Source organism: Pedobacter sp. MR22-3, assembly GCF_026240075.1.
Taxonomy (GTDB): Bacteria; Bacteroidota; Bacteroidia; order Sphingobacteriales; family Sphingobacteriaceae; genus Pedobacter.
This window is the reverse complement of record NZ_JAPIVF010000003.1, coordinates 202,172-227,223: the sequence shown is the minus strand read 5'-3', so window position 1 is coordinate 227,223 and position 25,052 is coordinate 202,172. Positions and strand designations below refer to the sequence as shown.

At 38.4% G+C, this 25,052-nt stretch carries 19 protein-coding genes; 14 read left to right on the top strand and 5 right to left on the bottom strand.

The genetic code is table 11. The features are described from left to right. Positions 1 to 20 precede the first annotated feature (20 nt). Positions 21 to 344, top strand: coding sequence for a DUF3276 family protein (locus OQ267_RS07930; RefSeq protein WP_088300825.1), 324 nt, complete (start codon positions 21 to 23; stop codon positions 342 to 344). An 86-nt stretch (positions 345 to 430) separates the two neighbouring features. On the opposite strand, the gene OQ267_RS07925 is transcribed toward OQ267_RS07930, so the two are convergent. Next, on the bottom strand, positions 431 to 892 hold the full coding sequence (locus OQ267_RS07925; RefSeq protein WP_088300826.1) for a DUF5362 family protein: 462 nt from the start codon (positions 890 to 892) through the stop codon (positions 431 to 433). Between the two features lie 187 nt (positions 893 to 1,079). Between OQ267_RS07925 and ychF the strand changes: the two genes are divergently transcribed. Next, on the top strand, positions 1,080 to 2,180 hold the full coding sequence (gene ychF, locus OQ267_RS07920) for a redox-regulated ATPase YchF (RefSeq protein ID WP_088300828.1): 1,101 nt from the start codon (positions 1,080 to 1,082) through the stop codon (positions 2,178 to 2,180). Positions 2,181 to 2,275: 95 nt separating this feature from the next. Here ychF and OQ267_RS07915 read toward each other — a convergent pair whose 3' ends face one another. Next, a complete protein-coding gene (locus OQ267_RS07915) occupies positions 2,276 to 2,890 on the bottom strand; it encodes an HAD hydrolase-like protein (RefSeq protein WP_265835477.1) in 615 nt (204 codons plus the stop codon). Positions 2,891 to 2,898: 8 nt separating this feature from the next. After that, positions 2,899 to 4,275, bottom strand: a complete 1,377-nt coding sequence (mgtE, locus tag OQ267_RS07910) for a magnesium transporter (RefSeq protein WP_088300829.1) — start codon at positions 4,273 to 4,275, stop codon at positions 2,899 to 2,901. Positions 4,276 to 4,783: 508 nt separating this feature from the next. On the opposite strand from mgtE, the gene OQ267_RS07905 reads away from it, so the two are divergent. The 8 genes from OQ267_RS07905 to OQ267_RS07870 all read left to right on the top strand — a co-directional run bounded on the left by OQ267_RS07905 (position 4,784) and on the right by OQ267_RS07870 (position 17,573). Further along, the gene (locus OQ267_RS07905; protein WP_265835476.1) at positions 4,784 to 7,795 is read left to right on the top strand and encodes a SusC/RagA family TonB-linked outer membrane protein; all 3,012 of its coding nucleotides are present in this window, start codon (positions 4,784 to 4,786) and stop codon (positions 7,793 to 7,795) included. A 22-nt stretch (positions 7,796 to 7,817) separates the two neighbouring features. After that, a complete protein-coding gene (locus tag OQ267_RS07900) occupies positions 7,818 to 9,215 on the top strand; it encodes a SusD/RagB family nutrient-binding outer membrane lipoprotein (protein ID WP_265835475.1) in 1,398 nt (465 codons plus the stop codon). Between the two features lie 569 nt (positions 9,216 to 9,784). Next, positions 9,785 to 10,459: a TolC family protein gene (locus OQ267_RS07895; RefSeq protein WP_265817127.1), complete on the top strand. Its 675-nt coding sequence runs from the start codon at positions 9,785 to 9,787 to the stop codon at positions 10,457 to 10,459. A 6-nt stretch (positions 10,460 to 10,465) separates the two neighbouring features. Next, complete coding sequence (locus tag OQ267_RS07890) at positions 10,466 to 12,616, top strand: GumC family protein (protein WP_265835474.1); 2,151 nt, start codon at positions 10,466 to 10,468, stop codon at positions 12,614 to 12,616. An 11-nt stretch (positions 12,617 to 12,627) separates the two neighbouring features. Further along, positions 12,628 to 14,088: an O-antigen ligase family protein gene (locus OQ267_RS07885; RefSeq protein WP_265835473.1), complete on the top strand. Its 1,461-nt coding sequence runs from the start codon at positions 12,628 to 12,630 to the stop codon at positions 14,086 to 14,088. Beyond that, positions 14,069 to 15,268 (top strand): glycosyltransferase, encoded by a 1,200-nt coding sequence (locus OQ267_RS07880; RefSeq protein WP_265835472.1) that lies wholly within the window; start codon positions 14,069 to 14,071, stop codon positions 15,266 to 15,268. Before OQ267_RS07885 ends, OQ267_RS07880 begins: the two co-directional genes overlap by 20 nt. Positions 15,269 to 15,367: 99 nt before the next feature. Further along, positions 15,368 to 16,576 (top strand): glycosyltransferase, encoded by a 1,209-nt coding sequence (locus tag OQ267_RS07875; protein WP_265835471.1) that lies wholly within the window; start codon positions 15,368 to 15,370, stop codon positions 16,574 to 16,576. A gap of 79 nt (positions 16,577 to 16,655) precedes the next feature. Further along, positions 16,656 to 17,573, top strand: a complete 918-nt coding sequence (locus OQ267_RS07870; protein WP_265835470.1) for a glycosyltransferase family 2 protein — start codon at positions 16,656 to 16,658, stop codon at positions 17,571 to 17,573. A gap of 13 nt (positions 17,574 to 17,586) precedes the next feature. Here OQ267_RS07870 and OQ267_RS07865 read toward each other — a convergent pair whose 3' ends face one another. Then, positions 17,587 to 18,336, bottom strand: a complete 750-nt coding sequence (locus OQ267_RS07865) for a glycosyltransferase family 2 protein (RefSeq protein ID WP_265835469.1) — start codon at positions 18,334 to 18,336, stop codon at positions 17,587 to 17,589. A 114-nt stretch (positions 18,337 to 18,450) separates the two neighbouring features. Here OQ267_RS07865 and OQ267_RS07860 point away from each other — a divergent pair, with 114 nt between their 5' ends. Both OQ267_RS07860 and OQ267_RS07855 read left to right on the top strand, forming a co-directional pair. After that, positions 18,451 to 19,977: a lipopolysaccharide biosynthesis protein gene (locus tag OQ267_RS07860; RefSeq protein WP_265835468.1), complete on the top strand. Its 1,527-nt coding sequence runs from the start codon at positions 18,451 to 18,453 to the stop codon at positions 19,975 to 19,977. Beyond that, complete coding sequence (locus tag OQ267_RS07855; protein ID WP_265835467.1) at positions 19,974 to 20,708, top strand: glycosyltransferase family 32 protein; 735 nt, start codon at positions 19,974 to 19,976, stop codon at positions 20,706 to 20,708. Before OQ267_RS07860 ends, OQ267_RS07855 begins: the two co-directional genes overlap by 4 nt. Positions 20,709 to 20,764: 56 nt before the next feature. Here OQ267_RS07855 and OQ267_RS07850 read toward each other — a convergent pair whose 3' ends face one another. Further along, positions 20,765 to 22,618 (bottom strand): hybrid sensor histidine kinase/response regulator, encoded by a 1,854-nt coding sequence (locus OQ267_RS07850; RefSeq protein ID WP_265835466.1) that lies wholly within the window; start codon positions 22,616 to 22,618, stop codon positions 20,765 to 20,767. Positions 22,619 to 23,215: 597 nt separating this feature from the next. Between OQ267_RS07850 and OQ267_RS07845 the strand changes: the two genes are divergently transcribed. Further along, complete coding sequence (locus tag OQ267_RS07845; protein WP_088300842.1) at positions 23,216 to 23,620, top strand: response regulator transcription factor; 405 nt, start codon at positions 23,216 to 23,218, stop codon at positions 23,618 to 23,620. Further along, a complete protein-coding gene (locus OQ267_RS07840) occupies positions 23,620 to 24,822 on the top strand; it encodes a sugar transferase (protein ID WP_322974818.1) in 1,203 nt (400 codons plus the stop codon). The genes OQ267_RS07845 and OQ267_RS07840 overlap by 1 nt, the downstream gene beginning before the upstream one ends. The last annotated feature ends 230 nt before the right edge of the window (positions 24,823 to 25,052 follow it).

Below are 25,052 nucleotides of genomic sequence, written 5' to 3'. Positions count from 1 at the left end.
AACCAACATCAATACCAACCATGGGAGAATTCGACAACAAGGAAAGAGAAGAAGTTTTTTCAAAGAAAGTAAGAGCAGGCAAGAGAACTTATTTCTTCGATGTGAAGGCTACTCGCTCAGGTGATTATTATTTAACAGTTACCGAGAGCAAGAAAAGATTAGAAGACGGTGTGTTTGTAAAACACAAAATTTTCTTATACAAAGAAGACTTTGAAAAATTTACGGAAGGCTTAAACGAAACGGTTGATTATATTAAATCTCATCAGGATGTTATTGAAAAACGCTATGAATATTCTGAAAACGGAGAACATAGTGCTAAAACATCTGACGATTTTTCGTTTTAATCTAATCATATAAAAAAAGCCTTTGCGAAAACAAAGGCTTTTTTATGCTTTAAATATTTACTGTATACAGATTTGATCAATAGTGGCTATGCTACGGCCAATCCTGCTCCCATTAAAAAGATCAATAGAAAGTAGCCGACAATTACGGTGATTGTAATAATTCCCCAAAATTTAAAAAGCGATTTTACATGTTGCATAGCGCTGTTTAAACTTTCCTGATTTCCAAACAATACGCCTTGTTTTCCTTGATTTGAAATCCTAAACAATAACAAACTCGGGTAAAAATAAAACAGGCCAAGAAATAAATAAACGATCGTGATTGCAGTTGAACTGCCCTGCCCCAATGTACCCAATTGTTTGGCCAGCATTGGATTGCCCGCAATCATTGATGGGATTGAAAACGAAATTAAAACCATCATCGCTGAAAATACAAATCCAACAATTGATAGAAATTTCGCCCATTTGGTAATATCGTAAAGGTAACTACGCATTTCTTCTGTTACCACTAATTTCACTTCCTGAGGTACGCCCTCCGCTAAATCTTCCATATTAATCACTGTAATTTTGGATAAACTTAGATAAAATATCTAGCTGTAACAAATAACCAGCTTTAATTAAAGAGTTTAAAAGCTTATCTTTGCCGCCTGAAAAAGGTGAAAGGTGAAAGGTGAAAGGTGAAAGGTGAAAGGTGAAAGGTGAAAGGTGAAATCGTAAATCGTAAATTAAAAAATATAAATGGCATTACAATGTGGTATAGTTGGTCTACCAAACGTAGGTAAATCAACGCTTTTTAACTGTTTATCCAATGCAAAGGCGCAAGCTGCAAACTTCCCTTTTTGTACTATAGAGCCTAATGTTGGTGTAATTACGGTACCGGATGACAGACTAACCAAACTGGCTGAGCTGGTTAAGCCTAACAAAGTACAGCCTAATACTATTGAAATTGTAGATATTGCAGGTTTAGTTAAGGGCGCATCAAAAGGTGAGGGTTTAGGTAACCAGTTTTTAGGCAACATACGGGCTACAAATGCGATCATTCATGTTTTACGGTGTTTTGATGATGGTAATGTGATCCATGTTGATGGCTCTGTTGATCCGATCCGTGATAAAGAAATTATCGATACAGAATTACAGCTAAAGGATTTGGATACGGTTGATAAGCGCATCCAGAAGGTAGAAAAAATGGCTAAAACCGGTGGTGATAAAGATGCCAAACGCACTTATGAAATATTATCGGTTGTAAAAACACACTTAGAAAATGGCAAATCTATCCGTACTGCTCCTCTTGCGCAAGAAGATTTCGATTTCATCGAAGATTTGGGTTTATTAACCCAAAAACCTGTAATGTACGTGTGTAATGTGGATGAGGCTTCTGTCGTAAGCGGCAACAAATATGTTGATCTGGTAAAAGCAAGCGTAGCTGATGAACGTGCAGAGGTGCTGGTTATTTCTGCTAAAATAGAATCTGAAATAGCAGAATTAGAAAGCTATGAAGAGCGTCAGGAATTTTTAGCTGATTTAGGTCTGGATGAGTCTGGTGTAAATAAATTGATCCGTGCGGCCTATAAATTATTAAACCTTTATACTTATTTCACTGCCGGGGTTCAGGAAGTACGTGCATGGACCATTACCAAAGGTTTTACCGCCCCTCAGGCGGCAGGTGTAATCCACACTGATTTCGAAAAGGGCTTTATCCGTGCAGAAGTAATCAAATACAACGATTTCGTCACTTTAGGTTCGGAAAATGCCTGTAAAGATGCTGGTAAACTGGGTGTTGAAGGCAAAACTTACGTGGTAGAAGATGGAGACATTATGCACTTCAGGTTTAATGTTTAATAATCAAGAGTTACTAACTTTTACTGTCAACCGACTGGGAAAGTTAGTAACTCTAATGTTTAAATATTCACAATATTAACAGTTCAAATACTGTTTTAAACCTCCAATCCATAAGCCGCAAGCTGCGCCTTGGTATCTTCATAACTGGTGTGGTAGATCCCTTGCAATCCCAAACCTTCAGCTACTTGCACAAAAAGCATCCGGTCATCAATATATAAACTGGTGGCTACATCGCTTTGTGAAATATCTATCGCAACTTTGAAAATATCTGCATCAGGTTTGCGGAAGTGTACAAAACTGGATGAGACAAAGAAATCTACAAATTCATTCAGTTTAAAAGTATTGATCCTGTACTGGTTAAGTTCCCTGCCTTCATTACTGATAACCGCTACCTTAAGCTGATACTTCTTTTTCAAATCACAGATTAATTGAATCATTTCCGGGTAAGGCAATGATTTTTTGAACATAAATTCTTTAAAATCATCGTAGGTAAACTGACGAGGCTTGAAGAAGACGATCCGCTCAAGATATTCATCGAGGGTTAATTTTCCAACTTCGTAAGTGTCGAAGGTTAAATGGTGGCGTTCTTCTAAATCAACCGAATCCAGATCAAAAAGTACAGAGGCTTCTCCCCTGGCGTGCCTGTCCCAACCATTGGTAAGCAACACGCCGCCAATGTCTGTAAAAAGTGTGGTTATTTTCTTTTCCATCATTTATTTTATAATAAAACTCCTTTTAAAATCAATACGGCTACGCTAAAGTAAATGACAATACCGGTCACATCCACCATTGTGGCCACAAATGGTGCTGATGAAGTTGCCGGATCGAGCTTCAGCTTTTTGAGGATAATGGGCATCATAGAGCCAATTAAACTTCCCCATAATACAATGCCTACCAGCGTAAAAAATATGGTGGTGGCGATCAGGAAAAAGTGAGGTCCATAATCATACAGATGCAGTTCCTGCCAGATCACAATGCGCACAAAGCCAATGGTTCCCAATATAATCCCCAGCATTGAGCCAGACACCAATTCGCGACGCATTACGCGCCACCATTCTGCAATGGTAACTTCACCAAGTGCCATCGCCTGAATAATCAGGGTTGAAGCCTGCGAACCACTGTTACCACCACTACTCATAATTAAAGGAATAAACAGGGAAAGTACCACAGCCTTTTCGAGTTCAATTTCGAAGTGCTGCATGGCTGTTGCGGTTAACATTTCCCCCAAAAAGAGTACAATTAACCAGCCTGCACGTTTCTTCACCAATTTTAAAATCGGAATATCCAGGTAGGGCTCATCTAAAGCTTCAGTACCTCCGATTTTGTGCATGTCTTCTGTATATTCTTCATTGGCAATCCAGAGGATATCATCTACCGTCACAATCCCCAGCAGAATATTGTTTTCATCTACAACAGGTAAAGCTACCCGGTTATTCATCCTGAAAATATTGATGGCATCTTCCTGCGGATCATTTGCCTTTAAAGCGATAAAGCGTTTGTCTGTTAATTCTCCGATGATAGAATCCGGATCGGCCAACAAAACTTCCCGAATCCTGATATCATCCAGCAATACGCCATCTTTATCGATCACATAAACCACATCAATCGTTTCAGAGTTTTTTCCATACCGACGGATATGGGACAGCACCCTTGCTACCGACCATTCTGGCTTTACAGCAATATAATCGGGCGTCATTAAACGACCGATACTATATTCGTTATAGCCTAAAAGTGCCAGTGATTCCTTACGTTCTTCAGAAGGTAAAAGGGAAATCATTTTCTTTACCACATCGCCTTTCATTTCACCAAAAAGCGCGGTACGATCATCAGGTGGTAAATCCTTTATAATTTGATTTAACTTATTACCTGAAAGCTTTTTAATGATCCGCTCCTGCGTAGGGAAATCCAGAATACGAAATACGTTTACAGCCCTGTTGAGGGAAATGGTTTCGATGAATTTGGCTGCACATTGTGGAAGTTCATCAATTAATTCTTCTACATCAGAGATATTCAGTCCGTCGAGATATTTCTTTAAGGCAATATCATCTTGTTTTTCAAGTAGTTCCTGAACCTCTTCTACAACCATTTCTTCCATAAACAACTATTTAATTTAATACATGCCAAAACCTCTGCTAGCGGTTCGCAAAGGTGCATTTTTATTTTTTAAAAAGCCAACTGTGCACCTGTTAATTCATTTATAATGTGGCTTAAATAATCGATACGAGCATTTAAATGAAATGATATTCATCATCAATCATGATGATTTAATAATTCTTTAATATTATGGATATACCAATTGGATGCTTTAAAAAAATTGGAAGTATTTTTATTTTCTACTCCTTCATTAAAATATCGTTTTCATTTTTCATGCAACTAAAATAACCTATCGTATTATCATGTTTAAAGTGTAAACTTCATTCGGGTTATGCTAAAAAATATAAAATTATACCTTAAGTTCATCATTGTCAGCATTTCATACTTCCCTCCAATGCATTTAACATTTGCGTAATATTTTTGTTAAATTATGGTTAATACCTGATAAAATCCTCTAATGATCTGGTTTGCAAGTCACCTAAATTTGGGCAGACTAACAACCAAACCACATGATAACTAAACTCAAAACTGCTTTTCTGGCAGTAGTCATGCTCTGTTTTATACAGCTGCAAGCCCAAACGTCTCTCATTAGTGGTAAAATTACGACTAAAGATGGAATGCCCATACCTAGCATTTCAATAAAGGTAAAAGGTACATCCCAGGGCGTATCTACAGATGCTCAAGGGAAATTTTCCATCAGCGGCGCAAATCCTTCTGTACTGGTCATCAGCGGCATAGGCTACCAGACCCGGGAATTTGCGTTCAACGGGCAGCCTGCAGTGTCTATTGTGCTTCAGGAAGATCAGCAGAACCTGAGCGAAGTAGTAGTTACCGCATTGGGCGTTAAGCGTGAAAAACGCAACCTTACCTACAGTTCGCAGGAGGTAAAAGGTGAACAGTTAACTCAAACCAAAGAGCCCAATCTGGTAAATGCACTGGCGGGTAAAGTTTCAGGTGTACAGATCACCAGTTCATCAGGTTCGCCGGGTAGCTCATCCAGAATAGTAATCAGGGGTGCCAATTCCCTTTATGGAAATAATGAAGCTTTAATGGTAATTGATGGGATTCCGGTCAATAACGATGAAACCGGAAACCTGAATTCTGGCCCGGGAACGAATAGAATAGCAGATTTGGACCCTAATATTATCGAAAGTATCAACGTTTTAAAAGGAGGAGCAGCAACGGCCCTTTATGGTTCTGACGGTGCAAAGGGAGTAATTATCATCACCACGAAAACCGGAATGCAAAATAAGAAACCAACATTGAGTTTTTCATCTTCACTGTCTTTAGAAACCCCTTTACTGCCGGAGATTCAGAATAAATACTCATTAGGATCAAACGGTGTATATTTTGATGGCGTAAACCAAAAAACAAGTACTTCCTGGGGAGCAAGAATGGACACCCTAAAAATAAACGGACAACCAGCAACGGTTTACGATCAATCAGATTTATTCTTTAAAACCGGTAAAACCTATACCAATACCATTGGTATAAATGGTGGTGGTGCTTCAGGTACTTATTTCCTATCCTATACCAATCTTTCGCAAGATGGTACGGTACCACAAACCTCCTTTGACAGAAACACGGTTTTTGGAAAATTCAGCACGCAAATACTTAAAAATCTTGACGTTACCTTTTCTCTTAATTATGCCAACACTAAAAACAACAGGTTACCTGAAGGTTATGCTTTAGAAAGTCCGGTGTGGACAATCTTTACGGCACCGGTTTCTTACAATCTTCAACCTGCCCTTAATCCAGACGGAACACAAAGACTTTACCGCTTTTCAAGAAACAATCCGTACTGGGTATTGGATAATATCAGCAACACATCAGTAGTTAACCGGTTTTTACCCACTTTTAACGCCAGTTATAAGCCCCTGAGCTGGTTAACTGTAACAGAACGCTTTGGTGCTGATGTATACACCGAACAAGGAAAGTATCATGAATCTTCACTCTCCGTATCTAACCCCAATGGTCGGATCGTAAATAGTAACACCAATTTCAGACAATACAACAACGACTTAATTATCGGAGCCAATCAAAGTTTTGGTGATTTTAACATTGATGCCATCTTAGGCAATAACATTATCTCTACCTATTCTGAAAATGCATATGCCAACGGGCTTGGGATTACCGTTCCGGGATTTGATAACATAGGATCTACTTCTACGGTTAAATTTACGGAAACCAGCTACTTAAGCAGAAAAATAGGGTTTTACCTGCAATCAAATATCGACTATAAAAAATTCCTGATCCTCTCCCTCACCGGACGATATGACGGAACTTCCGTACTGGCCAGAAACAATAGCTTTTATCCTTATGGCTCTGCCGCTACAAGTTTTATTTTCTCTAACTTCTTTTCAAAAGAAGTTTCTGACATCATGAGCTTCGGAAAGTTAAGGGTATCATACAGTACCGTTGGAAATGCCAGTATTGGTCCATACAGCCTGCTTACACCTTATGAATCACAAACAGTAAGAAACATCGCCTTTCCATATCAAGGTCAATCCGGCTTTCTGATCAGTACGGTATTAAGTGATCCCAACTTAAAAAATGAGCGGATTAATGAATTTGAGGTAGGCCTGGAAACCGGTTTCTTTAAAAACCGTATAGGTTTGGAAGTAACATATTTCGAAAAAAAGACCGTAAACGGAATTATTCCCAATGTAGCACTTGCACCTTCAACCGGGTTTAATTCTACCAGTGTAAATACTGCATCCATGCGCAACAGAGGTATCGAAGTACTTTTAAATGCTAAACCCATTAAAACAGAAAACTTTAGCTGGGATTTGACACTGAATTATAGCAGAATCAGAAATAAAGTATTGTCTATTTACAATAACCTTAACCAGATTGGTAATGGCTTTACTTTTATTTTGGCCAATCAACCTTATGGCGTCATTTATGGAACACGATATGCCAGAAACAGTGAGGGCAAATTATCCATCGGTGACGATGGATTGCCATTCGCCGCAGATGAACAGGGCATTATCGGAAACATCAATCCGGATTGGATGGGCGGCATTATCAATAACTTCAAATACAAGCAGTTTACCTTAAGTTTCTCCTTTGATATGAAAAAAGGTGGCGATATCCAGAACAATGTTGATGGCTATGGCTATTTTTATGGTACACCAAAAGTAACGGAAAACCGGGAAAACCGAGTAGTGGAAGGTGTTAATGCCACTACCGGATTACCCAATACGGTTTCAGTTTCAGGTCAGGCTTATTACCAGCGTATCAACAGTATACTTGAATCCGTTATTCAGGATGGTACTTACGTAAAATTGAGAAATGTAAGTTTCGGCTATAACTTAAAACCAACATGGCTGCAAAAAACGCCTTTCAAAACACTAGGAATCCAGGTTACGGGTAGAAATTTATGGATTTACGCACCACACTTTACTGGTGGAGACCCTGAAGTAAGTTCATTTGGTTCTTCCAATGGTTCACAGGGAATTTATTCCTTCTCTATTCCTACCTCAAGATCTGTAGATTTTAGTCTGAAGTTAACATTGTAAGCAACATATAGCAATAATCAACATGAAAAAGATATATTATATTTTAAGTTTTACACTGATCACAGCTTTTGCCGGCTGCAAAAAATATATAGATGTGAACAATGATCCTAACAGACCAATAGATGTGAAGGAATCGTTGATGCTTCCGCCTATTCAAATGCTCATCTCGCAAAATATAAATGCTTCAGGGGATGGAAACCTGAGTGTGATTCTTCAGCAGTACCTGCAGGTAATGGCCCTGAACCAGGTAGCACCCAATTTCGGCACGTATCAAATGTATCACATAGACATGGATGGTGATTGGAATAGCATCTACGTGCGCACATTAAATAACCTGAACTTGCTGAATATAAAAGCGACAACCAATGGCAATTTAAATTATGCCGCGATTTCGAAAATACTCAGTGCTTATACTTTGGGTTATGCCACAGATGCTTTTGGCGATATCCCTTACAGCCAGGCTTTTAAGGGAAAGGAAATGCTTACGCCTGTGTATGACTCGCAACAGCAGATTTACATACAATTGCAGCGCTTACTGGATGAAAGCATTGCAGATATTGATAAGAAGACGGGTTTAACACCTGGTGCAGACGATCTTATCTATCTTGGTAACATGGCAAAATGGAAAAAGCTTGCCTATACCCTAAAAGCACGCTTCTACATGCATCTGACCAAGGCACCAGGTACTTCTGCAGCAGCACAGGCACAACTGGCTTTAACAGCACTAAGCAATGGTATGCAAAATAATGATGATGATTTTAAAATCTCATTTAGCGGTTCTGCAGGAGCTGAAAACCCATGGCAACAGAACTTTTTACCCGGCAGTACATTCGTGCTGGCAAATACTTTTGTGGATCAGCTGAAATTAAGAAATGATCCCAGACTCAGTAAGATGGTGAAACCAGCTACTGAAACAGGTTTGTATACCGGCAGGCAGATTGGACTGGAAGAAATCGGTAGCCTGGAATCCTATTCTATTCCGGCAGATTTTTATGCAGGTGCCAGTGCAAATAACTACCTCGTTAATTACACTGAAGCTGCTTTCTTAAAAGCTGAGGCTACTTTTATTATTTCCGGTGCTGATGCTGCACAGCCGTTTTATGCCGAAGGTGTTCAACGCCATATGGAAAAATTAGGAGTAAGTACAACCGACATTAATAATTACCTTGCTGCAAGGGGGCCACTTCGTGCAACTAATGCCATACAATTAATTATGGAGGAAAAATCGGTGTCTAACTTCCTGAACCCGGAAAACTACACCGACTGGCGCCGCACCGGGTTTCCGGTTTTAGCCAAAGTAAAAAATGCATTATCAGAAATTCCGAGAAGGGTTTTATATCCAAATTCAGAAATGATCTCTAATCCTCAACCGCAGCAAAAAGCGAAAATTACCGATCGCCTTTGGTGGGATAATAATTAGAAAATATTTTCAACCATTTTACAAAGGAGGTTGCATCATTGATAAAATGATCAGCCTCTTTTTTATACCAGCTGTTTTGAGAATTATCTGATCTCTTCATGTTCATTCTGAAAGTAGTTAACAGGTTACAACTGATATGGAAAACGGCATGATTTTAAGAAGAGAAAACAGACAGGTCAACCATTTTGAACATAAACTCAGTAAAAAACAGTAAATTTTTGCACGATCTTCCCACTGATCAGTTTCCAAAACAATTAAAAAGCCATTAGTAATAAGCGCCTAATCATATCTGAAACACCGTACATCAGGATTTATTCACTGCATAAAAATCCTATTTAATAAACAATAGAAACACTTTTTCATTAAAAAATAAAAAAATAGCAGGTGATGTAGCAGCATCTGGATCACCACGGTTATGAAATTAATTCTACTCAGGTACTTAAAAGCTTACAACTTGATGAAAAAAAAGGATTTAGTTTACAGAAAAGAATATACTAATTCACTAATTTTGACATTTGATTTATCTCAATAACTTAAATCCCCAAACAAAACGGTAGATTACCAAACCAATGGCCAAAATTTTTCTATTCATTATTATTATTCTATTTTCTATAAATACCTATGCCCAGGAGAGCTTTATTGGAAATATTAACTACATGCTTCTGGAAAAGTATGTTGATTTGGCCAAGCAAAACTACCCTAAAAGGAAAATGTATAAGGCCAGTGAGTTGAGCGCAAAGGCTAAAGTTGGCGTAGCAAGGGCTACTTATTTTGATGCTTTTACAGCTTCTTATAATTATAGTCCAACCAACGCTTCAAAAATTAACACGACCAATAACTATACATTAAACGGCTTGCAGCTTGGTATTTTTTTTAACGTAGGTATTTTATTCAGAACTCCTGCTTATGTAAGGCAGGCGAAAGAAGAACATAATGAAAAGATTTACCAGGCACAGGAGTACGACATATTACTGGCCTCAGAAGTGAAGAAAACCTATTACGAATATTTGCGTGAAGCTGCAGATCTGAAAGTTAAGGCGCAAACCTATACCGATAATAAAGCGGCCAGTGACGCACTTCGATATAAATTTGAGAAAGGCGAAACCAGTCTGGATGATTATACCAAGGCGAAAACGATAACATCATATGCCAATTCTGAACGCTTGCTGGCAGAACTTAATCTGCTCAAAGCTAAAGATTCACTCGAAGCATTGATTGGTGAGGCATTAGAGGACGTGAAATAAAGAAGTATGAACATTCAAGAATTTTTAAATCTTACACGTAAGTACAGGTGGCTGATCATTTCAATCCCTGTACTGACACTCATCATCACGTTTCTCTTTGTGAGGAATCTACCGAAAGAATATAAATCTGTGGCACAGATTTCTACTGGTTTACTAGATCCATCCCGGCAGGTGGCATCGGAAGTACAAGGTTATTCGGGTCCTGATATCATTATAAAACTGAACCAACAGTTTACCACCATTATCGATGTGATGCGGATGCCGAAAAATATGAGTCTGCTGTCTTACAGATTAATATTGCACGACCTCAAAAACCCGCAGGCACCTTTTAAGCCGCTAAGTACCGACCTCAAAAATCTGAATGCTGCCCAAAAACAAGAGGCTATTAATTTGTTCGAGAGCCGCTTGATGAAAAGAGAGGTACTAACCCCCCTGGATAATGGCAGGTTAATGCTGTTCAACCTTGTTGAATCTATGGGCTATGGTACGGTACAGCTGAATAAAAAGCTGAATATTACGCATGAACAGAACAGTGATTTTATATCCGTAGAATTTATTTCTCAGAATACCTTGCTTTCTGTTTTTGTGGTGAATACCCTCGCCAACGATTTTATCAATAATTACAGTTTAGATCAGATCAGCAATAAAAACACATCCATACTGGTGTTGGATTCGCTCCTGAAGAAAAAAGAAACTGTGATGAACGACCGCATACGCCAGTTGAAAGATTATAAAATTAAAAACGGCGTATTAAATCTGGATAAGCAATCACAAATCATCTATCAGCAAATTACTGATAACGAGAATAAAAAAAGTCAGGCCTTAATTGACAGGCAAGCTGCCCTGGCCGCCTTAAAAAATGTAAATGATAAGTTAGATGGCCGGAATACAGATAAATATCTTGGAGCTGAAGTAGTGGCTGATAATCAGGATATCATCAATTTAAAAAACAAAATCGAAACTGCAGAGAATATATACCTGGATGGTGGCTATAAAGCCCTTGATAAAAAGAAAGTTGATTCATTGCAACTGCTGTTGAGCGCAAAGTTATTAAAGTCAAATGACCGTTACGTAAGCGATCCGCTCGTTGCCAAGCAAACTTTAGTTCAAAGACGCATAGCTATAGGAATCGATTTAGAAAAAACGACGGCGGGTATTAAAGATATCGACAGGGAGTTAGACAAGTTAAATGCAAAATTTACCGGAATGGTTCCCTTTGATGCAGGCGTTCAGGATTATGAACGCAATGCCGATGTAGCAACTAAAGAATACCTGGAAATACTAAGCCGCTACAACCAAACCAGTCTGGATAAAAATATTGGTCTGCGCTTGCAACTCGTACAGGAAGGTGTGCCTACCGTTGCGGAATCGTCAAAAAAACCGATTTACATGGCATTAAGTGTTATCGCCAGCTTCGCTATCTGTTTTTTCCTGCTATTTATCATTTACTTTTTAGATCATTCTATTAACAATGCGCAGGAACTAAAAGCAGCTACCAATAGCAAGGTAATCGGTGAGTTAAATTTCATCAAACCTAGACACAGGGATATCACCAAAATCTGGGAGGAGGAACATACAGACCAAGAAATTTCATTGTTTAAGGACCAAATGCGTGCACTCCGTTTTGAAATTGACCGTTTGCTTGCCACAGAAAACCAGAAAGTTTTGGGAATTACAAGTCTGAAATCTGCCAGATCTCCAATTTTTACACTTGTTGGCTTAACTTATGCTTTTGCTTCATTGGGCAAAAAGATTTTAATCATTGGTCATGCTGAAATAGCCGTGGAACTGGAAAAATTGAAAATTCCGACCAACCAATCTATCGGCAATATTTTATCAGGAGCAACCATTGTAGCTGATCAGTCCATTACTTTTTTAAGCAATGATTTAGGAGGTAAGTCGCTGCTGGAAAAGGGAAATCAGGAAGGCATCCAGCAAATATTCAATACATTTGATGCACAGTTTGATTTAATCCTGGTGTATTTAGATCCGGTAAACAGTTTGTCGGCCATTAAAGAGTGGATCTTCTTTACAGATCAATACATCGCTTTATTTATGGCAGGCGACTCCATTGCCAACCATGAAAAGGAAAAGGTTACACAACTGAATGCGGACAAAAAGTTTGCAGGATGGATCATCAGCGGCGTTAAAGCTTAATCAGCAGGCTAATGCTTGATAAACTGAACACCTATATCACGGATAATAAAAAAAAGATTATTTTTTTTATTATCGCCATGTGCCTTTCCATATTAGTTGCTGGTTCCATCAGCAAATTTGGATTGCTTGGTCCCCTGTGTGCAATAGCCATTGCGGCCTCAGGTACTTTTCTGGTGTATGCTGTCAAAAATCCACGCCTTGCCTTTTGGGCCTATTTTGCCTATTGCTTTTGTCTGGGATTTCTGGTTAAATCCTTTTTACAGGTTCCGGTCGGACTTGCTTTAGAAGCACTATTGCTGCTCACCTGGTGTAGTATCCTGATCAATATGGATAAATTCAACTGGCAAAACATAAAAAATGAACACGTAATATTATCATTAATTTGGTTTGGCATCAGTTTCCTTCAAATATTAAATCCCTACGGTGGAAGCATTGTTGCCTGGTTTAATGAATTAAGGTTTGTGGCTTTAAACTGGTTGCTCATTTCACCACTGGTATTTTTAATATTTAACAGCCGGTCAGACTTAAATAAGTTTATTATATTCATTTTCTTATTTTCTTTTCTCGCCTGTTTATATGGTGTAAAACAACTTTATTTTGGCCTCACCAGCGGCGAACAGCAATGGATGGGCATGGGTAACGAGATGACGCATATTATAAAAGGTAAGCTCCGGGTATTTTCCATTTACTCGGATGCGGGGCAATTTGGTGCCTCGCAGGCCATTATGGCTGTGATCTCGCTGGCACTCCTTATTGGCCCGTTTAGCTTTGGAAAAAAAATAATTATCGCATTATTCACCTTTGTATTTCTATATGGCATGGCCATTTCAGGTACCAGGGGTGCACTATTTGCGCTGGCAGCCGGCGTAGCAAGCGCCTTATTTCTAAGTAAAAATTTTAAGGTATTATTTGTAGGTATCTTGTTATGTGGAAGCGGATTTTTTATCTTAAAATATACAACCATTGGCGAAAATATATTTCAGATCAGTCGTTTACGCAGCGCATTAAATCCGGAAGATGCTTCTTTCAAAGTAAGGCTGGATAACCAGAAAAAGCTAAAATCCATATTAAAAGACTTGCCTTTTGGCGCAGGTTTAGGAATGAGCGGGATGAATGGAATAACCCACAACTCCGATAAAGTTATTGCCAATATACCACCAGACAGCTACTGGGTAAAGGTATGGGTAATGTATGGCGTTGTTGGCCTCATCTTCTGGTTTGCCATTACCTCCTATATTATTGGGAAATGCAGCGGCATTGTTTGGAAAATTCAAGACCCGGGGTTAAAGGCAAAGATGATTGCCCTTACGGCCGGAACAGTGGCCTGTTTTATCTGTAGTTACGGCAATGAAGTGATGAATGGAATGCCATCATCTGTAATCATGTTCATGTCATGGTCTTTTGTATATATTGCACCATGGCTTGATAAAAAGTTAAACCAAACTGAACCTGATGGAAATAATCATCATTAATCTCTTACACATAGCACTTTGGATTTTAGGCATTTACCTGCTTATCAATTGCTTGTATCTGGCTTTTTTTGCGATCGCCGGCCTTTTTAATTTACCTAAATCACAAAAACATGCCATCACTTATAAAAAGATTGCCTTGCTTTTTCCTACCTACAGGGAAAATAGTGTTATTATCGAAAGTGTAAAATCTGCATTAAACCATCATTATAACGGAGACTTTGAAGTTGTCGTTATTGCAGACGGCTTACAGCCCCAAACCATTGCCATTTTGAAAGAAATGGGTGCAAATGTTATCGAGGTTTTTTTTAAAAAAAGCACCAAAGGGAAAGCCATGCACTTTGCCATGGAAAAGCTAAAAGATAAGGGTTTCGATATTGCAATGGTACTGGATGTTGATAATGTATTGGGAGCAGATTGTTTGCATTACATCAATTATGCCTTTCAACAGGGGAACAAAGTCATTCAGGTACACCGAACAGCTAAAAATGTAGATACCAGTTTTGCTTTCTTAGACGCTTGTAATGAAGAGGTGAATAACCAGATCTACCGCAAAGGTCATGCTGTTTTGGGTTTATCGGCCACACTTATTGGGTCGGGAGTGGCTTTCGATTTTTCATATTTCCATAGCAAATTAGGTTATATTGGAGAAACAGTGGGCGAAGATAAAAAACTGGATTTTATGATGGCCAGCGATAAAGTTAAAGTGGCTTACCTAAATGATGTATTTGTTTATGATGAAAAAGTAGAAAATGCACAGGTGTTTACCAATCAGCGCACAAGATGGATTGCATCTCAAATAGAATTCCTGAAAGAATATGCTTTAGAAGGCATATTGATGTTATTTAAGGGAAACATAGCGTTTTTCAATAAAACATTTCAAACTTTTTTAGTACCCAGGATCTTGCTACTGGCATTGCTATTCATCATGGCTGCACAATCATTTTTTAATCCTATCGGACCGGGCAGGGAATTCTGGATCACATTATTCCTTAGTCTTTGCATTACCTTGTTCATCGCCATACCCAGAAAATTCTATGTAGATAAAAGGCTTTATCTGGCTATCTTACAAATTCCGAGAGCAATGATTGGAATGGTGATCGCATTATTTAGTATTGGCAAGGCCAAAAAATCTTTTATGGTCACGCCGCATCACAATAAACCTGTTAAAGATAATCACTAATCATGCCGATAGAATTGCTGGCCATCATAGGCACCCTGTTTGGAATAGTGGGTTTCATCAGAGGACTAAACACATCAGAACATACAAAAAAGTAAGAAAATGTCGATTTTAAAGAACAGAGACATTATTATCGTTGGTCAGCAACCCTGGGACACCGCAATTGGCAGTAATTGCAAAGATCTGGCGCTTGAATTTAGCAAAAACAACCGGGTACTGTACGTGAATGCGCCTTTAGACCGAAGGACGAGCTTGCAACAAAGAAATGTTGAATTGGTAAAGAAAAGGTTGCGCATTATTGCCGGTAAGGAAGAAGGCCTCGAACAGGTATCGCCAAATCTGTGGGTGTATTACCCTAAAGTCATAGTCGAATCCATTAACTGGATCAAAATCATGCCGGTATTCCGCTGGTTAAATAAATTAAATAACAGGAAATTTGCCCGGGACATTCATGTCGCATCAAAAAGATTGAATTTTGAAAATTTCGTTCTGTTTAATGACAATGATATTTTCAGGAGCTTTCATTTAAAGGAATTTTTAAAACCTTGGATAAGTGTTTATTACTCCAGAGACTATATCATTGCTACCCCCTATTGGCAGTATCATGGAAAATACATGGAGCCACAACTGATTGAAAAAAGTGATTTATGCGTGGCAAATTCAGTTTTCTTGGCCAACTATTGTAAAAAATACAATCCGAATTCTTTTTATGTTGGACAGGGTTGTGATTTTAAGTTGTTCAAACATGATGACCCTATTTCTTTACCAGATGATCTTTCTGCAATCAAAGGTCCGAGATTGGGATATGTCGGTGCCATATTATCATTAAGGCTTGATGAAGCCATTCTTTTACACCTGGCAAAAACACGACCAGACTGGAGTATCATATTGGTTGGACCAGAGGATGATGATTTTAAAAGAAGTGAACTTCATCAATTAGACAATGTACACTTTTTAGGAAGCAAAAAAACGGAGACACTGGCTGCGTACATTAAAGGATTTGATGTTTGCTTAAATCCGCAGGCGATAAACCCGCTTACCATAGGCAATTATCCTCGTAAAATTGACGAATATCTGGCCATGGGCAAACCCACTATCGCCACCAATACAGCAGCCATGAGCATTTTTGAACAGCATGTTTACCTGGCTGAAACGAAAGAAGATTACGTAACATTGGCAGAAAAAGCATTGGTTGAGCACAGCGAAACTTTGGCTACTGAACGAATTAACTTTGCACATACCCATACATGGGCCAAAAATGCCGAAGAAATTTACCAGGCTATAAATGAAGTCTCAGCAAATAGAAGTTAGATCGCATCCATGAAATCGATTATCAAAAGCATTTAGATTATTTTTGCCAGGCAGATTAACATCAATATTAATAAAACGCATGTCCACCACCTCCATCATTACCGTCAATTTTCACCAGGAAGCCGTAACCATCGCACTACTCCAGTCAATCGGTAAACATTATGATGGAAAAGATGTTGAAGTGATCATTGTAGACAACGGGGCTAAGCAAAACCAGGAAAATGTTTTTCAACCTTACTTTGAAAACATTAAATATATCCAATCGAAGGAGAATCTGGGCTTCGCTGGTGGGAATAATTTAGGAATTAAGCAAGCCATTGGCGATTATATCTTTTTATTAAATAACGACACCGAATTGCCTGCCGGATGTATCGAAACCCTTTGTGCTGAATTGGAACAACATAAAAACATAGGGCTTTTGTCGCCGTTATTATTGTATTACGACCGAAAGGATGTAATTCAGTATGCAGGTTTCACGCCTGTAAATCACCTCACAGGCAGAAATGCCACCATTGGCGAACTGGATCGAAATGAAGGGCAATATGCCAATAAAAGCCATCAAACCGGGTATTGCCATGGTGCCGCAATGATGTGCCGTAAGGAAGACCTGCTCAGAGCAGGCTTAATGGAAGAAAATTATTTTCTGTATTATGAAGAGCTGGACTGGTGTGAAAAATTCAAAGCAATTGGCAAACAAGTTTGGTTTACTGGCAAAACCCATGTTTACCACAAGGAATCAATAAGTGTTGGCATAGACAGCCCGCTAAAAATCTATTTCCACACGCGCAACAGGATGCTCTTTATTAGGAAGAATACAGGCTTAATGAATACCGTTCTCTTTTCTGTGTACTATACTTTAATAGCCTGCCCGAAGGCGGTGTTTAAATATTTATTTAATCAGCAATCGCACCTGGCAAAATGGGTATTAAAAGGCCTTTTATGGAATTATACCCATCGTAAAGACAGCAAAAATTTAGGATTCGATCTGCAGAAGTAAATTTTCGATTAATCTACCTCAGCCTTTTCAAGACCGTTAACACAGCATAATTGATGAAGTGATATACAGACTTTACAAGACCAAGTTTTTCACTTTCCCTAAAAATTTTCCAGGTTTTGACAATGGCCTTCATTTTATTTGAAGACTGGGAATGTTTCCTGATTCTATACAAGGCCAATGGTTCATTGATTCCGTATCCCAGTTTACACTTTTTAAGCAACTGCAGGAAGAAAATCCAGTCTTCATGGCCCGCCTTCGAAAATTGTAAATCTCCGATAGTGCTCTTCAGCATCATGGAAGTTGAAAATATGATGACATTATGCGACAATAATTGAGTGTAGCTTACACTAAATGGCGCTGGAATTACCCCTGAAATGATATCGCCATCTTCATTAATTCTATTGTAGGCACAGAAGGTTAAACTGAGCATTTCTTTTTCCATATAAGCCACCTGGCGGCCTAGCTTATTTTCCAGCCAGATATCATCACTGTCCAGAAACGCAATATATTTACCGCCGGCTTTTGCCATCCCAAGGTTTCTCGCATGTGAAACACCTTTGTTTTCCGGTAAACGAATCAATTGTATGTTATTGTGCTGATTAGCAAACTTTTCTACAATGGTGCAGGTATCATCTGATGATTTGTCATCGATGATAATTAATTCCCATGAGGTATAATTCTGGGCAATCACTGAATTTAAGGTTGCCGTAATAAACTTAGCAGAATTATGGCAGGGTACAATTATCGATACGAGTGGTTCCAATTGATTAAAAAATTAAAATCTTGCGTTTGAGGACTAAAATAGAGAATTATTGCAAACCTTTTAAGTGCTTGTATAAATTAAATAAAAAACCACTACTTTAGTCATCCTTTATTTATGGATAGAAGACGCTTCGTAATTAACCTGGTTTCCAATCTTTTTAGTGCCCTTTCCGGCATCGGAATCTCCTTCTTTTTAACGCCATACATCGTAGCGCATTTAGGTAAGGAGGCTTATGGTTTTTTTCCGTTAACCAATAACTTTATCATGTATGCAGGTATTATCACCACTGCATTAAACTCCATGTCAAGCCGGTACATCACTATAAGTTTAGAGAAAAAAGAAATCAGGGAGGTAAATACCTATTTCAATTCCATATTATTTGGAAACCTGTTGATTTCGTTCTTTTTTATCATTTTGAGTGCATTGTTCTGCTATTTCATCAGCAATATACTTGATATTCCTACCCGACTATTTGAAGATGTAAGGTTACTCTTCATCTTCATGTTTATCAGCCTGGTTATCAATGTATCATCAGCAGTTTTTTCTGTAACGGCCTTTGCGCTGAACAGATTTGACCGCTTAGCCTATATCAATATTGCTTCTAACATCATAAAACTGGGTACCATCATACTACTGTTTTATTTTTTCACGCCGAAGATTTACTTTTTAGGTTTAGTTACGGCCATCCTGTCGCTTTACACCCTCATCGCGAACTACAGGCTTACCAAAAAACTACTGCCAGAAATTGTTATCGATTGGGCTTTCTTCGCTAAAGGTACACTGTCTGTAGTTGTTGGCGCCGGAATCTGGAATTCCATCATGGCACTGTCTAATGTGATTAACACCCAATTGGATTTATTGATTGCCAATCATTTTTTTGGCGCATCAGGCATGGGCTTTTTATCCCTCACCAAATTTATTCCGAACGCCATTTATATCCTGCTGGGAATCATCGTCCCCATATTTTTACCGGAAATGTTTAAGGCCTATGCCCGAAACGATATGGAGAAACTTAAGCATACCTTAAATCAGTCTTTTAAAGCCATATTCCTGGTGGTTTTAGTACCCCTGGCGGTATTTTTTGTTTATGGAGAAGATTTTTTTCATCTGTGGTTACCCACGCAGGATGCAAAAGGGCTGCACATTCTTTCTATTATTACACTTATTCCCTTTATCGTTCATGGAACGGTAGAAACGGTATATCATGTCTTTGTTATTACCAATAAATTAAGAATGGCTTCCATATGGGGAATTTTTATCTCTATACTAAATTACGTTTTAGTAATACTCCTATGTTTATACAGTAATCTGGGTGTATATGCCATACCCGTTGCAGCACTGATCAGTGGTGTATTTAGTCACCTTACCTTTACCCCATTATATGCAGCCTATTGCCTGGAAGAAAAGCGATGGTATTTTTTTATCAAAATGATCAAGGGCCTTGCAGGATTTATGCTGCTGTTATTAATTGCATATGGCTGGAAAAAACTCAATCTGTTTACCATTGACTCCTGGATTACCTTTTTAACCAATGGCTTGATCATTGGCACCATACTTTTTCTAATTTCCCTGGTGATCAAGTTTGAGCGTACCGAATTATATGAAGGCTATCAAAAAATAAAAAGGAAAGTGATACGATGATACCAAAAATTATACACTACTGCTGGTTTGGAAAAGGAGAAATGCCAGACCTCGTTTTACAATGCATTGCCTCCTGGAACCGTTATCTTCCGGAATACGAAATTATGGTTTGGAACGAAGAAAATTTTGACGTGAGCCTATATCAATATTCAAAGGAAGCCTATCATGAACGTAAGTTTGCCTTCGTATCTGATGTTTGCCGATTATATGCCCTTAAAACGGTGGGTGGGATTTACCTCGATACTGATGTAGAATTTCTCAGGCCGCTGGATGACGCCATGCTTCGGGATGTTGCCTTTACCGGATTTGAAGGGAATTTTTTACTGTCTTCGGCAATAATGGGAAGTATGAAGGAGGGCCAATGGGTCAATGAATTATTATCTTATTATCACAACAGAAGTTTTTACCTGGCGAATGGAGCATTAGATCTTAATCCAAATACGGAGAGTATAACGGCATTCATGAAAGAAAAAAAATCCCTCAAAACGGATAATACTTTACAAATCTTGTCAAACTATTGCACCATCTACCCAAGTGACTATTTCAGCCCGAAAAGTTGGAAAACGCTAAAGATAAATATCACCGGAAATACTTACAGCATTCATCATTTTGCGGCTTCATGGCTTCAGCATTCCAACTATAGCACGCTCGGCAAACTGGCTAACCTGTTATTGGGAAAAAGAATTTCGGATTTTTTATCCAAACATTACCGAAAGCTTAAGGGATCATAATCATCTTTTAAAAACATCCAATTTTTAGATCAAGTAGTGGATAGCAAAGCTCAATATCAACCGTTTCTTTTTTGAATTTCCGCCTGAAGCTCATCCATTACCTGGTTAAGCACACGATTAACCTCCTCAATCATGGAATGCAGCTCCGCTCCACTTCCATCTTCATTCAATGCCTCGATGCTTCTGATGGTGCGCTGAATTGATTTGATTTCCAGATGATCAATAGTAGATTTTAACTTATGCGCCAGTTTAGAAACCTGAGGAAGATCATTTTCCCGGAAACAGGCATTAAGATGATTTAATGTATCAGGTACCTGTCCACAAAACAACTCAATCATTTTAGTTACAAAATCTTCCCTCCCCTTGCTGATTATTCTGAGGCCTTCTAAACTATATAAAGGTTGTGTTAGCTCCGGCTCTGGAATATGAATTGGTTTCTTCTTCATCCAGCTATCTATCACCTTGATCAGGAGTTCTTCATTAATGGGCTTGGTAAGGTAATCATCCATCCCCGCAGCAATACACCTTTCCCTTTCTCCCGCAACCACAGAAGCCGTAAGGGCGATGATCGTGCCGGGGTATCCCTGCTGCCTCAAAATGCTGGTTGTTTCATACCCATCCATTACAGGCATTTGAATATCCATCAGGATAATATCGTAAACTTCATCCTTGACCATGTCAAGTGCCATCTCACCATGCTCGGCATTCAATACCTGAGCGCCATAATTCAATAAAATTGCACTGGCCACCAGTCTGTTGGTTTCATTATCGTCAACAACCAGAATTTTTCTACCCGCAAACAATTCTTCATTCTGGGTTACGATAACATCATCCGGAAGGTGGATATCAGTGCCTTTCTGAAGTTTGACAATAAAAGAAATTTCAGAACCAGCCCCTCTTTCGCTTTTCACATCGAAATGCCCACCCATCTGTTTCACCAATTTCTGAGAAATACTCATCCCCAACCCTGTTCCGCCATGTTTACGCGATACAGATTCATTTTCCTGACTGAAATTGTCGAAAAGCCGGTTCACGAATTCCGGGGCCATTCCAATTCCGGAGTCCTTCACCAGAATTTTAATTTCCTGGCTTCCCTGATCCTCTTTCAAAACTGCGGCGGTTAATGATACAAAACCTTTCTCGGTAAATTTTATAGCGTTACTCAGCAGATTCATGACTACCTGATTGATCCTCAAGGGATCTCCTATTAATACTGGTGCAATATCAATGTCTTCCGGAAGGATAAAGTCTATTTCCAATCCCTTCTTTTCTGCCTGATCCCGCATTAACTGCGTAACCTTTGAAAGAACTACCGGAAGATTAAAACCTATATGCTCCAGTTCTACTTTACCGGCCTCTATTTTGGAAAGGTCCAGAATATCGTCAATAATTCCCAACAGGTTGGTTGATGCTGTTTGTATGGTTTGAAGATAATAATCCTGTTCTTCAGTAAGCTTGGTTTTAGAAAGCTGACCAGCCATGCTGATAATAGCATTCATAGGCGTTCTGATCTCATGACTCATATTGGCCAGAAACAGTTCTTTAATGTCGGAAGGCTTTTCATTAACTGTATTTGCCGTCATCAGTTCCTGGTTATTGTTGCGCAAAAATTTTTCTCCGGCAAATAAGAATGATTTCTGGGCACTGATTTCCTCCCATTTTCCTAAAACTTTTCCATCAACATTTTTTATACGGAGCGCTGTATCTCTGCCCAAAAAAATCAGATTATCCATATCTTCCTGATCAAACCGCTCAAAATGATCTGTGAAATTTTCTCCGATATAATCTCCATATAGTGTTTTCAATACCTCACCCATCTGAACGATGTTCAGATTTTCATCTAATAACAAAAAGTAAGGATAAAGTCTGTTTAATTGAGCGAAATTGAGTTGTAAAAAATTGGTTTCCATTAATCAGATGGTTATAAGATGCCTAAATTTATGAAAATACCGATAAAATCAGAATTTAAATAGACATACTAAAAATAATGTGTGACCGGAATCGTGAGATAATGCTGCCCCTGCAATTTAAACTGTTTATTAAAACTAAGATCAATAACCATTTTGTCCATTCTGAGTTTTATATGCTTGAAACTGTTTTTTAACTTTAGGCCAATATTAAGAATCTCTAAAAGACGATGCTTTTATGTCTGTACAAAAATACCGGGTTTAAATATTTTGTAGAAAATGTGGTCAGTATACCACTATAAGTTTTGTAATTGTAGGCTATGTATGTAGATTTGTCATGATAATAAAAACAATTAAAATATCTACACCCTAAAGGAGTAAAACAGATAGCAACGATTAATTTTTTCTTATTATTGTGTGTTACCAGTAAAGATTTAATATGATTTTCCGGATGATAAATGTATTTATATACATTACTTATTTAATGATCCGGGCAATGAAAATTAAAGTCAGTTTGGTGATTACTTAATGTTAATTGCTATTTTTCACTAAACTATCCCTGGTAATACCTGTAATAAGCTCTATCATACGTCTTTCCAAATGAGTAAAACTAACAATCCCAAAATACACATACTCCTAGTTGAGGATGATGAATTCATGCAAGCCATACTTGATGAGATTTTGAATGTAAATTATCGCATAGATATCAGACCAGATGGCTTGGGTGCGTTAGCTTTTTTACAAAGCGGGAACATTCCTGACCTGATTATTTCAGATCTGAATACACCAAACATGAATGGGCTCGAATTAATAGAGCAACTTAAAGTGAGCGATTTTTTCAGTTCACTTCCTATCATGATTTTATCAGGTGAAGAAAGCTCCGATAAACGTATTAAATGTCTTGATGCCGGTGCCGATGATTTCGTGGTGAAACCTTTTAACCCTGCAGAATTGGAAGCTAGAATTAAGATGGTGTTAAGACGGGCCGGAAAAAGTGTGATCTAATGGAAACTACTGATAGAGCCAATACGCATGCGCAGATCATAGCCTTTGTTGGCTTCGTTGATGATTTTTTACATTCTTTTCTTGAAAGTTGTGACTTCAATGGTATACAGCTGGTGCATTTTGAGAATGGAATGGTGCTTGTTCAAGAATGGGAAGCTAAAAAGCTGCCTATAGTGGCAATTATTTCTCATAGCGAAATATTATCCAGCGGAGGCCTTTCGCTGATGGAAACAATTAAAAACAGGAAGATGCCAGCCGTGCCTTTCTTTTTAGTTGTAAGGTATTTTAATTCAAATCTGAGGATATTAGCACTTACCGCAGGTATCTCTGATGTTTTCAGACTTCCTTTGCAAAAAGACCGTTTGGAAAAACGTGTACTTTTCTTCATCCGGAATGGGGCTTCGTTAATTAAAGAACTGCCTGCTCACAGCAGGCCGGTATATCATACCGGATTGGCCAAACGCATATTTGATGTTTTTTTTGCCGGCATGGCACTGATTATGCTGTTTCCCCTATTCATTTTGGTTGCGATTTCCATACGTCTGGAATCTAAAGGGCCTGTATTTTATTATTCTTTACGCACAGGAACAGGATTTAAGATCTTCAGATTTTATAAATTCAGATCAATGTACATCAACGCTGATCAGAAAGTTAAAGACCTGATGCACCTCAACCAATACAATATTGACGAAAAGAAGGAAGAAAAGCTTACGCAGGAAAATCAGGTGCTTTGTGATACTTGTATGCAAACAGGTAAATGCCAATATCCTATTTATGCAGATGGGGCAAAATGGTGTGAAAAAGATGATGCTTACGTTAATTCAATGAAAAACGGATCTGCTTTTTTTAAGATTACCAACGATCCAAGAATTACCAGGGTGGGTAATTTCATCAGAAATACGAGCATTGATGAATTGCCGCAGCTGTGGAATGTTATAAAAGGCGACATGAGCATTGTTGGTAACCGGCCATTACCCATTTATGAAGCAGAAAAACTAACGACCGATAAGTCTGTTCTGAGATTTGCCGCACCAGCTGGATTAACCGGTTTATGGCAGGTTGAGAAACGTGGTAAAGGAAAAATGAGTGAAGAAGAACGATTGATGCTGGATAATACCTATGCAAAAAATCAAAGTTTTAAAAACGATATTAAACTGATTTTAAGAACAATACCTGCCATTTTCCAGAAAGAGAGTGTTTAAATATAAGCTGATCAGCAATAGAATACCATTATTTAGAGTTTCTTATTCAGAAGAATTTATTTCAGAACTGCTCATAAAACCATATCTTCAAAACCAAAACAAACTAACCAACTATTTTCTTCCGATAGCGCAAAAATCAAACAGTATTAGAATATATTAATATTTGCAGGTAGCCTGATAACAGCTGCATGCAGATATAGAAAATGGCTTAAGTAAACCGGCTTATAGTG

Coding starts and splice junctions, on each gene's coding strand:
- OQ267_RS07930 (WP_088300825.1), top strand. CDS start 21: ATGGGAGAATTCGACAACAAGGAAAGAGAAGAAGTTTTTTCAAAGAAA.
- OQ267_RS07925 (WP_088300826.1), bottom strand. CDS start 892: ATGGAAGATTTAGCGGAGGGCGTACCTCAGGAAGTGAAATTAGTGGTA.
- ychF (WP_088300828.1), top strand. CDS start 1,080: ATGGCATTACAATGTGGTATAGTTGGTCTACCAAACGTAGGTAAATCA.
- OQ267_RS07915 (WP_265835477.1), bottom strand. CDS start 2,890: ATGGAAAAGAAAATAACCACACTTTTTACAGACATTGGCGGCGTGTTG.
- mgtE (WP_088300829.1), bottom strand. CDS start 4,275: ATGGAAGAAATGGTTGTAGAAGAGGTTCAGGAACTACTTGAAAAACAA.
- OQ267_RS07905 (WP_265835476.1), top strand. CDS start 4,784: ATGATAACTAAACTCAAAACTGCTTTTCTGGCAGTAGTCATGCTCTGT.
- OQ267_RS07900 (WP_265835475.1), top strand. CDS start 7,818: ATGAAAAAGATATATTATATTTTAAGTTTTACACTGATCACAGCTTTT.
- OQ267_RS07895 (WP_265817127.1), top strand. CDS start 9,785: ATGGCCAAAATTTTTCTATTCATTATTATTATTCTATTTTCTATAAAT.
- OQ267_RS07890 (WP_265835474.1), top strand. CDS start 10,466: ATGAACATTCAAGAATTTTTAAATCTTACACGTAAGTACAGGTGGCTG.
- OQ267_RS07885 (WP_265835473.1), top strand. CDS start 12,628: ATGCTTGATAAACTGAACACCTATATCACGGATAATAAAAAAAAGATT.
- OQ267_RS07880 (WP_265835472.1), top strand. CDS start 14,069: ATGGAAATAATCATCATTAATCTCTTACACATAGCACTTTGGATTTTA.
- OQ267_RS07875 (WP_265835471.1), top strand. CDS start 15,368: ATGTCGATTTTAAAGAACAGAGACATTATTATCGTTGGTCAGCAACCC.
- OQ267_RS07870 (WP_265835470.1), top strand. CDS start 16,656: ATGTCCACCACCTCCATCATTACCGTCAATTTTCACCAGGAAGCCGTA.
- OQ267_RS07860 (WP_265835468.1), top strand. CDS start 18,451: ATGGATAGAAGACGCTTCGTAATTAACCTGGTTTCCAATCTTTTTAGT.
- OQ267_RS07855 (WP_265835467.1), top strand. CDS start 19,974: ATGATACCAAAAATTATACACTACTGCTGGTTTGGAAAAGGAGAAATG.
- OQ267_RS07850 (WP_265835466.1), bottom strand. CDS start 22,618: ATGGAAACCAATTTTTTACAACTCAATTTCGCTCAATTAAACAGACTT.
- OQ267_RS07845 (WP_088300842.1), top strand. CDS start 23,216: ATGAGTAAAACTAACAATCCCAAAATACACATACTCCTAGTTGAGGAT.
- OQ267_RS07840 (WP_322974818.1), top strand. CDS start 23,620: ATGGAAACTACTGATAGAGCCAATACGCATGCGCAGATCATAGCCTTT.